Here is a 9,052-nt window from a genome sequence, read left to right as displayed (position 1 = left end):
GCATTGGCGTCGGCATGGGTTCTGCTGCGTTCCGCGGGTCCCGCAGTCCTGCGCTGCTGGTCCGCGCGCCGTGCGCCGTCGGCCTGTGGAGCCCGGGGCGCCGGGGAGCGTATGCCGCTTCGTCGCCGTGCGTCATCGGTCCCGCGCGGTCGTACGTAAAGCCGCGTGGTCGTACCCCCGGCGCGCGCGGTCGTACGCAACTTCGCGCGGTCGTACCTTAGAGGGTCTTTAAGGTACGACCGCGCGCTTCCGGGTACGACTGCGCGCTTCCGGGTACGACTGCGCGCTTCCGGGTACGACTGCGCGCTTCCGGGTACGACCGCGCGCCTCCGGGTACGACCGCGCAGGGCTCCAAGGTGCCGAACCACCGGCACTCGCCCACTCCGACCGCGCCCTCGCACATGAAGGGCCGGATGGTGTCGCCCCGTCTTCGGGGCGGTCGTGATGGCGGCATGCCGCACCAGGCCGAGGGTGTCGCCCCGCCCTCGCGTGCGGGACCGAGCTGCGGATCAGCGATTCATGCGCTCCGGTGTCGGGTCCCGCCCTCGTGCGCGGGACCGAGCAGACGCATCGGCGCGGGAGCCTCCCCGTGCTACGCCGCCCCGCCGTCGCGCGGGACGCGCATCCCGGACCGCTCAGCAGTCGGTGCACGGCGGGCGAGTCCGAGCCTCGGAGTCGTTCAGCAGTCGGTGCGCGGAGGGCGCGCGCAGGCCCGAACCGCTCGGCGACCGGTGCGCCGTCGTCGTCGGGCCTCCCGGTAGTCTGACCGGCATGTCGAAGAAGAACCGCCAGCGGCGTCGCGCCGACGTCGCGACCAAGGCCCCCAAGAAGAAGCAGATCCCGTTCGTGGCCCGTCCCTTCGAGGGACTCGCGGGGGAGCAGGACCTGGTCGCGATGATGCAGATCCTCCCGGCCGCCACCATGATCGTGCGGCTGAACGCCGAGCACGGCGGGGGCGACGTCAGGCTCGTCACCCTGCTGCCCGAGCTCGCCCGGGCTCTCAAGCGCGCCGACGGCGAGGTCCTCGTCGCCATGCAGACCAGCATGCATTCCGGAGACGCCAGCCGCGACGTCGCCGCCGCTCTGCTCAGCGCCCTCGACCTGAGCGCCGGGACCGCGCTGACGGCCAGCGGCCTGCCGGAGCCCGGCGAACGACTCCAGGACATCCTCGACGCCGAGGCCGTCGGGGAGCTCGACGTGCGCGAGACCTTCGACTTCTGGCTCGATTCCGAGACGGCGGAGAACCCGGAGGTGCTGCGGTCGCTGGAGGACGCCAAGGAGGAGATCGCCCCGACCGCGCCCGTGCCCGGCGTCGAGCACGCCTACTGGTGCCGCATGAACGGCAAGGAGTTCGTGCGCTGGGTGCGAGGCGAGGACGAGGACGACTTCTTCAACGCCTTCGCGCGGGTGCACGCGGCCCGCGAGTCGGACCTGGAGGAGGGGGCCCGCTTCGTCGGGGCCTTCCGCGCCTGCGGTCTGGCCATCCCCGTGTGGGAGCTGGTCCCGGGCACCGAGGCCGAGGAGCTGACCGCGTCCATGCGGGCCATGGCCGAGCGCCTGGACGCCGCCATGGCCGACGACGCCCCGCTGGACGCCGCCGCCCGCCGCGCTAGGGCCGGGATCATCTCCCGCCAGGTGAACCTGTAGGACGGCGCGGTCCGGCGGGTCGAGTCTGGTCGGGTTGGAATCGCCCGCCGGACCCGCCGGGCCGCAGCCCCGCTGGGGCGGCCGCGTGTCCGGTGCCGTCGCCCGTCGCGGTTGCAGTGCCCCGCGGTCACCGCAGGGCGGCCGCGTAGGGGCTCTCACGGCTCGGGTGCGCGCAGGGGGTGCACATGAAAATCAATCTCATGTAGGGTGGTGGCCGCAGGGCCGGTCGGGCCCGACCGCGGAAGCGCCGCGGCACCCCCGTATCACAGGAGACCATCGTGAACGAGCAGCAGGCCGAGCAGATGCGGCACGGAGCGGGCTTCATCGCCGCGCTCGATCAATCCGGGGGCTCCACGCCCAAGGCCCTGGCGGGCTACGGGGTCGGCCCCGAGCGCTATTCGAACGACGCCGAGATGTTCGACCTGGTCCATGCCATGCGCACCCGCGTCATCACCTCGAAGGCCTTCACCTCCGAGCGCATCATCGGCGCCATCCTCTTCGAGCGGACCATGGACGGTCGGATCGAGGGCCGTCCCACCGCCGAGTACCTGTGGGAGGTCAAGCATGTCGTCCCCTTCCTCAAGGTCGACAAGGGCCTGGCCGACGAGGAGCACCACGCCAAGGTCATGAAGCCGATGCCCGAGCTCGACGCGCTGCTCGATCGCGCGGTGTCCGCCGGGATCTTCGGCACCAAGATGCGCTCGGTCATCCTGGGCGCCGACCCCGAGGGCGTGCGCGCCGTCGTCGATCAGCAGTTCGAGATCGCCGAGCGGATCATCGCCAGGGGCCTGGTCCCGATCATCGAGCCCGAGGTCGATATCCACGCCCCGGACAAGGCCGAGGCCGAGGAGTTGCTGGTCGCTGCGCTGACCGAGCACCTCGACGCCCTGCCCGACGGCAGTGACGTCATGCTCAAGGTGAGCATCCCGACCGTGGACGGCCTGTACTCCGAGCTCATGAGGCACCCGCGTGTCATGCGCGTCGTGGCTCTGTCCGGCGGATACGAGCGCGAGGATGCCAACGCGCGCCTGGCCCGCAACCCCGGCCTCATCGCGAGCTTCTCGCGCGCCCTGCTGGAGGGGCTGAGCGACTCCCAGAGCCAGGAGGAGTTCGACTCCGTGCTCGCGGCGACCGCCAAGGGCGTCTACGAGGCGAGCGTCGCCTGAGGCGGGGCCTACGACCCCGGGTCGGCCCGCGGGCCGGTCCGTCAGCCCGGTTGGGCGCTCCGGGCAGTGGTGCAGCGCCTGATGGCGGCCGTCGTCGGTTGGGGTTCCGACGACGGCCGCCGTGCCCTGCGGCGCCGTCGAGGAGCGGCGGGTCCGGCGACCCGGGTGGCGGGTCCGGGCGGGGTGCGCCTCGGCGCGAACGGCCAACCGGCTTGCAGGGCGGGCCCGGGCGGGACCGGCAATGACGATGGGGGTGCTGCGCCGGCCGGTGTCGCGGAGGATCCGGGCGGGGCGATTCGGGTCCGCCCGCACCGTCGGCGCCCGCCCTCCCGGACGAGCCCGGGCGGGGCGTCATCGCTTCGCATGAACATGCTGCGTGACGAGCCTCATAAGCGCCGATGCTCTCCTGGATGTTTGGGACCATGGGCCTCGATATCGAGCGGCCTGGTTCGCTGTCCGGACAAAGATCGCACAATGATGAGCCCTCCGGCCCTAGCGGGACCGTGGCCCGACGTGCAAGGCTGGGCCTACTCAGGAAGGTGGTGCTTTATGACTGTTGACCCTCATGACCCTCAGCCCGGCGCCGGAACCTCGGATCGCGCAGCGCCGGCGACCCTGCCGACCGGCCCCGGCCCGCACCGCCATCATGACGCCCCGGTGCGGCGAACGGTTCCCGGAAGCGGTCGGGCTCGGGCCTACTGGGTTGATGAGACGACCCTAGCCTGGCCCGTCGACCTGCTGCCTCATGGAGTGACGCACGCCATGTGCGTGGGCCCCGATGGCGGTCCCCCCCGCAGCGCTCCGCCCGTCAGCTTCGGGCTCGTCGCCTCCCCCGATGGGCGGGTCCATGTCGAGAGCGGGCTGCTGCGCCGCGGAACCCGCGGGTCCGAGTTCCCGCTCGTCCTGAGCGGTGAGATCGCCCCCGAGTTCGTGGCCGCCCACCCCCAGCTGGCCGGCTACTTGGCGTTGACGACCACCGACGACTTCGGTCGTTCCCGTCTGGAGCGCGCGGACGTCGAGGAGCTCCTGACCGGGCAGCTCGCCATCGTCCAGCGCACCACCGCGGCCACCGGCGGGTGGCTCACCGCCTACACGGGAGTGCAGATCTGGCCGCTGATCGATCGGTTCTGGGGGCGGGCCGCCTCGGCGCGCGACGGCTCGGCGCCCCTGGGGGTCCACTTCGTCGAGGTGGAGAGTGCCGACGGCGCCGGGGACGGCGGCTCCGACAGCGCCGACGGCGGCGGGGACGGCGATTCCGACTCCGGGCGCCCGGCCTCCGCTGGGACCGCCCTGCTCCCGGCCTTCGCCCTGTGGGCGCCCACCGCTCTGACCGTCACGCTCCTGGTCTGGGAGACCGGCGACCCGACCGGGTCGGTCCCCCTGGTCGAGGACTCGCCCGTGCGCCTGCCCGCCCGTCGGCTCGACGACGGCCGGTGGGAGGTGGGCGCGGGCCAAGTCGGCGCCGGCGCGCAGTACCTGTGGGAGGTCGAGGTCTTCGCCCCCTCGACCGGCCGGGTCGAGCTCAACCGGGTCACCGACCCCTACAGCGCGGCCCTCACCCTGGACTCGCGCCGCTCGGTCGCCGTCGACCTGGGGCAGCGCAGCCTCAAGCCCGCCGCCTGGTGCGAGAACCTCAGCCCCGTCGTCGACTCCGACGCCGCCCGCGTCATCTACGAGCTTCACGTGCGGGACTTCTCCGCGGCCGACGCCTCCGTGCCGGCCGAGCTGCGCGGCACCTACGCGGCGTTCACGGTCGACTCGCTCGGCACCCGTCACCTGCGCGCGCTGGCGAACGCGGGCATCGACACCCTGCACCTGCTGCCGATTTTCGACATGCCCACCGTCCCCGAGGATCGGGCCGACCAGAGGGTGCCCGAGATCCCGGTCGACGCCTCCGCGGCCTCCCGCCGCCCTCAGGCGGCCGTGACCGCCGTGGCCGACCAGGACGCCTACAACTGGGGGTACGACCCCTATCACTGGATGGTGCCCGAGGGATCCTACGCGCGCGAGGGCCACCAGGACGGCGGCGCCCGCACCCGCGCGGTGCGCGACATGGTGGGCGCGCTGCACGGCATGGGGATGCAGGTGGTGCTCGACCAGGTGTACAACCACACCGCGGCCGCGGGTCAGGATCCGCACTCCGTGCTCGACCGGATCGTGCCCGGCTACTACCACCGCCTCGACGCCGACGGCGCCATCGAGACGAGCACCGGCTGCAACAATGTGGCGACCGAGCGCGCCATGGCCGAGAGGATCATGATCGACGCGTGCGTGGCGTGGGTGCGCGACTACCGGGTGGACGGCTTCCGCTTCGACCTCATGGGCCACCACAGCGTCGGGACGATGGCGCGCCTGCGCGAGGCCCTGGAGGAGATCGCCGAGGACGCCGTCGGCCACCCCGTCTACCTCTACGGCGAGGGCTGGAGCCTGGGGGAGGTCGCCGGCAACGCCCTGTTCCGCCAGGCCTGCCAGGGACAGCTCGGCGAGCTGGGCATCGGCACCTTCAACGATCGCGTTCGCGACGCCGTTCACGGCGGCAACTTCGAGCAGGCCGACCCGCGGACGGATCAGGGCCTGGGCAACGGGGAGCTGACCGATCCGAACGCCCTGGAGAAGCGCATGAAGGACGAGGCGCACAAGGACCTCGCCTGGCGCACCGACCTGATGCGGCTGTCGCTGGCCGGCAACCTGCGCGACTACACGCTGCAGGCCGTCGACGGGCGGTGGCGCCGCGGCGACGAGATCGGCTACGGGGAGACCCCGGCCGCCTACGGCACCCAGCCCGTGGACTCCATCGCCTACGTGTCCTCCCACGACGACGAGACCCTCTTCGACCGTCTCGCCTACAAGCTGCCGCTGTCCACGCCCATGGCGGACCGGGTGCGCATGAACACCCTGTGCCTGGCCACCATCACCCTGGGTCAGACGCCCGCCTTCTGGGCGGCCGGGAGCGAGCTGCTGCGCAGCAAGTCCCTGGACGGCGACTCCCACAACTCCGGGGACCACTTCAACGCCCTCGACTGGGCCGGGCGGGACAACGGCTGGGGGCGGGGGCTTCCCCCGGCGGACCGCAACTTCGAGTCGTGGATCATCCAGGCCGAGCTGCTCGCGCACGACGAGCTGCGCCCCACCACCCACGACATCGCGGTCGCTCAGGCGCAGGCGTTCGACCTGCTGCGCCTGCGGCGCAGCACGCCGCTCTTCTCGCTGGGCTCCGCCGAGCTCATCCACGAGCGCGTGACCTTCCCGGCCAGCGGGCCGCGGGCGCAGCCCGGCGTCATCATCATGGTGATCGACGACGGTGCCGGCGAGGCGGATGTGGACCCCGCGCTGGACGGGGTCGTGGTGGTGCTCAACGCGACGCCCCACGAGATCAACCAGCGCGTCGACGCCCTCGTGGGCCGCTTCCTGGTGCTCTCCGACGTCCAGGCTCACGGGTCGGACCCGGTGGTGCGCGAGACGCGCTTCGACACCGCCACCGGCACGGTGACGGTGCCCGCGCGCACGGTGGCGGTGCTCGTCGAGCACTGAGCGCCGGGCCCGGTTCCTCAGCGCCTCTTTTCGTCGAGATCGGTCGAGTTCCGCGTCGAGATCGGTTCAGTTCCGGCTCGAGATCGGTCCGGTTCCGCGTCGAGATCGGTTCGTCCCTGTCCCGGGCGGGTCGGGCCCTCCCGTCCGGAGTTAGGGTGGGTGCATGAGCCCTGATCGAACCGAGTTCCCGGCCGCCGCCGACGTCGTCATCAAGGGGGTGCGGGATGAGCCCTCGCACGAGGACGGCCGGCGCGTCCTGGTCGACAGACTGTGGCCGCGCGGGGTCAGCAAGGAGCGCGCCGCGCTCGATGAGTGGGCGAAGGACGCGGCGCCATCGACGGCGCTGCGCCGGGCCTTCCACTCCGGCGACCTGGCCTGGGAGCGGTTCGTGCCCGCCTACCGCGCCGAGCTGGAGGAGGAGCCGCGGGCCGTGGAGGCGGTCGACGAACTGCGCGCCGAGGCGCTGGGCGGCCGGGTCACCCTGCTGATCGCCGGGCACGATCGGAACCGCACCCACGCCCGGGTGCTGCGGGAGGCCGTCCTCGGCGTGGACGACCCGGACCTGCCCCGCTGAGACGGGTCGCGGCCCGGTTCTCCCATCGGCGCGGGACTGCGCGGCGCGGACCGGGCGCGCCGGCGCGACTTCGATCCGGTCCGCGTCGAGATCGGTTCGGTGGGGCCGCGCCCGGTCGCCGGATCACGAGTCGGGCATCCTGGCGCGAGTCCGACGACGGCGCCGTCGGACTCGCGCCGAAATGCCGGTTTCGCGCAGAAATGTCCGACTCGTGCGGGGGTGAGGGCCTCACGACCTGGTGTTGGGCATGAGGTAGTGGGGGCCGATGAATCCGATGTGCACCTTGCCGGTGCTCCCGTCGGTGTCGTCGTGGAAGTAGACGCGCGGGGCGAGGTCCTTACCGCCCTCGGCGATCTTGAGGTGGCTGTACATATGGGTCCTGCCCGTGGGGTTGACTGCCTTGGCCACCGGCAGGAGCCGGCGGTCGTTGAATCTGGGCGTGTTCCGGACGGTCTCGCTCTCGGTCATCGACAGCTTCTTGTCTGTGGCGGGCCAGCTCTCGGGGAAGCCCGCGTTGCACCACTCCCAGAAGCCTCCGCGGAAGCTCCCCTCCCGGCAGTACCTGGCGTAGGCGGCCAGCGCCCGCAGCCCCCTCCAGGTGGTGTCCCCCCACACGGTCGCCTGGGGGATCGCGACGAGACGGTCGAGATCGCGCCTGGCCTCGTCGGGCAGGCACAGGTCGTCCGTGAGGTAAGTCTGGGCCGCCAGGACGGCCTCCTCGATGTCCTGGACGGTGTCCGGCACGTCGGTGCCGGGGTCGTCCTTGGCACCCCAGTAGATCTCCGATCGGCCGATCTCATCGAGCTGCGAGCGCAGGCGGGCGAGGTGGCCGCGAAGGCGGTTCATCTCGCCCTCGCGCTCCTCGAGCTCCTCGCGGAGGGCGTCGGCCTGGGCCAGCGCGTCCGCCAGATCGCTTTCGAGGACCGGCACCCGGTCGAGCGACGCCGGGTCGCCGCCGTCGTTCCCGCTCGCGGGGGAGAACACGGCGAGCGTCGGTGGCGTGGGCAGCCGGGCCGATATCGCCGCGGCCGCCTCGATGACGCGGTCGATGCCGGGCCCCCACGAGGGCTGGAAGCGGTTGAGGAGGAAGTACCGGTGGCGCCACCCGTCGCCGTCCTGGTCGAGCGGCGCCGGCGAGTAGACGCGCACGCAGCCGTTCCACGCCCCGAGGTCGCCGAGATGCTCCCGGAAGGCCCGGGCCGCGGCGCGGTCCAGGGTGAAGACGTTGGCGAACCCCCTGGAGCGCTTGGCGATCATGCCGGCGCGGGCGAGCCATGCGTCCTCATCGTCATGGTTCGGTTGGGTGCACACGATGACCGGCAGCAGGTGCCCGGGCGATCGCAGTACCTCGTCGACCAGGATCGGGACGCCGATGGCCGGAATGGCCTCGGGTGAGGACAGCAGCCGCGACGAACCCAGACGGGGCATCCCCTGGATCGACAGCAGGTCGTCGACGACGCGAGGACGTCCTATGGAGACCCGCCGGGTGGGATCCGACGACTCCATCCGGTTCTCCACCACGACATCGATGCGCTCGTCGTCGCCGACGGCCCGCACGACGACCTCCCATCGTGTCGTCGCGCCCGCAGCGGCGCTCGTCGCTCCCGTCGCGCCGGTCGCGGTCTCCGTCGCTCCCGCAGCGCCGATCGGCGCGTCCCAGGCGATCCCCTCGAAACCGGTGAGGTCGGCGTCGCCGCCGGGGGCGCGACCGCGCGGGCTGCGGACCCTCACCGTGCGGTGGCGGTCGGCCGTCGTCATGACGTGCTCGCCGTCGGTGAGCGAGTTCCGGGCGCCGTCCGTCGCCCAGGTCGCGAACGAGGCTCGGACCTCGGAGAGGTAGCGGGCGATGCCGTCGGCCGGACGGTCGTGCCACTGGATGCGGGCGAGGATACTCATGGTGCTTCTTCGGATCGGCGGCGCAACGAAATACATGCGTGGGAAAATTATATGGACGCCTCCTGTTGACAACGTGATGGCGCCCCGACACTCGGCTGGGAGCGTGGTGACGTTCGGGGGACGACCATTGCGTCCGCGCGGTGCGCACCCGTTCGGGGCGGCGGCGGGCGTGGGCGCTGAACCGACCAGTTGGATCGTCCCGGGGCGGTCCGCGTGGCGCGGCCGCCCGAGTGGGATC

5 protein-coding genes are annotated in these 9,052 nt (G+C 72.2%); 4 read left to right on the top strand and 1 reads right to left on the bottom strand.

Annotation, left to right across the window (positions count from 1 at the left end):
- The first annotated feature begins 771 nt into the window (after window positions 1–771).
- The 4 genes from G448_RS0109185 (at window position 772) to G448_RS0109170 (ending at window position 6,918) form a co-directional block, all read left to right on the top strand.
- Complete coding sequence (locus tag G448_RS0109185) at window positions 772–1,647, top strand: DUF5926 family protein (protein WP_026407732.1); 876 nt, start codon at window positions 772–774, stop codon at window positions 1,645–1,647.
- 278 nt (window positions 1,648–1,925) lie between these two features.
- On the top strand, window positions 1,926–2,813 hold the full coding sequence (locus G448_RS0109180) for a fructose bisphosphate aldolase (protein WP_026407731.1): 888 nt from the start codon (window positions 1,926–1,928) through the stop codon (window positions 2,811–2,813).
- A 549-nt stretch (window positions 2,814–3,362) separates the two neighbouring features.
- Window positions 3,363–6,344 (top strand): pullulanase-type alpha-1,6-glucosidase, encoded by a 2,982-nt coding sequence (gene pulA / locus G448_RS0109175; protein WP_026407730.1) that lies wholly within the window; start codon window positions 3,363–3,365, stop codon window positions 6,342–6,344.
- A 163-nt stretch (window positions 6,345–6,507) separates the two neighbouring features.
- On the top strand, window positions 6,508–6,918 hold the full coding sequence (locus G448_RS0109170) for a DUF488 domain-containing protein (protein ID WP_026407729.1): 411 nt from the start codon (window positions 6,508–6,510) through the stop codon (window positions 6,916–6,918).
- A 228-nt stretch (window positions 6,919–7,146) separates the two neighbouring features.
- On the opposite strand, the gene G448_RS16010 is transcribed toward G448_RS0109170, so the two are convergent.
- Window positions 7,147–8,814, bottom strand: a complete 1,668-nt coding sequence (locus tag G448_RS16010) for a hypothetical protein (protein ID WP_051268856.1) — start codon at window positions 8,812–8,814, stop codon at window positions 7,147–7,149.
- Between the last annotated feature and the right edge of the window lie 238 nt (window positions 8,815–9,052).

The sequence above is a fragment of the Actinomyces gerencseriae DSM 6844 genome (genome assembly GCF_000429265.1).
Taxonomy (GTDB): domain Bacteria; phylum Actinomycetota; class Actinomycetes; order Actinomycetales; family Actinomycetaceae; genus Actinomyces; species Actinomyces gerencseriae.
Note: the sequence above shows the minus strand (reverse complement) of the source record. Positions and strands in the feature narration are given on the sequence as shown.

What these genes read in the sequence shown, in the direction of transcription:
- G448_RS0109185 (WP_026407732.1), top strand. Translation starts at nt 772, where the DNA reads ATGTCGAAGAAGAACCGCCAGCGGCGTCGCGCCGACGTCGCGACCAAG.
- pulA (WP_026407730.1), top strand. Translation starts at nt 3,363, where the DNA reads ATGACTGTTGACCCTCATGACCCTCAGCCCGGCGCCGGAACCTCGGAT.
- G448_RS0109170 (WP_026407729.1), top strand. Translation starts at nt 6,508, where the DNA reads ATGAGCCCTGATCGAACCGAGTTCCCGGCCGCCGCCGACGTCGTCATC.
- G448_RS16010 (WP_051268856.1), bottom strand. Translation starts at nt 8,814, where the DNA reads ATGAGTATCCTCGCCCGCATCCAGTGGCACGACCGTCCGGCCGACGGC.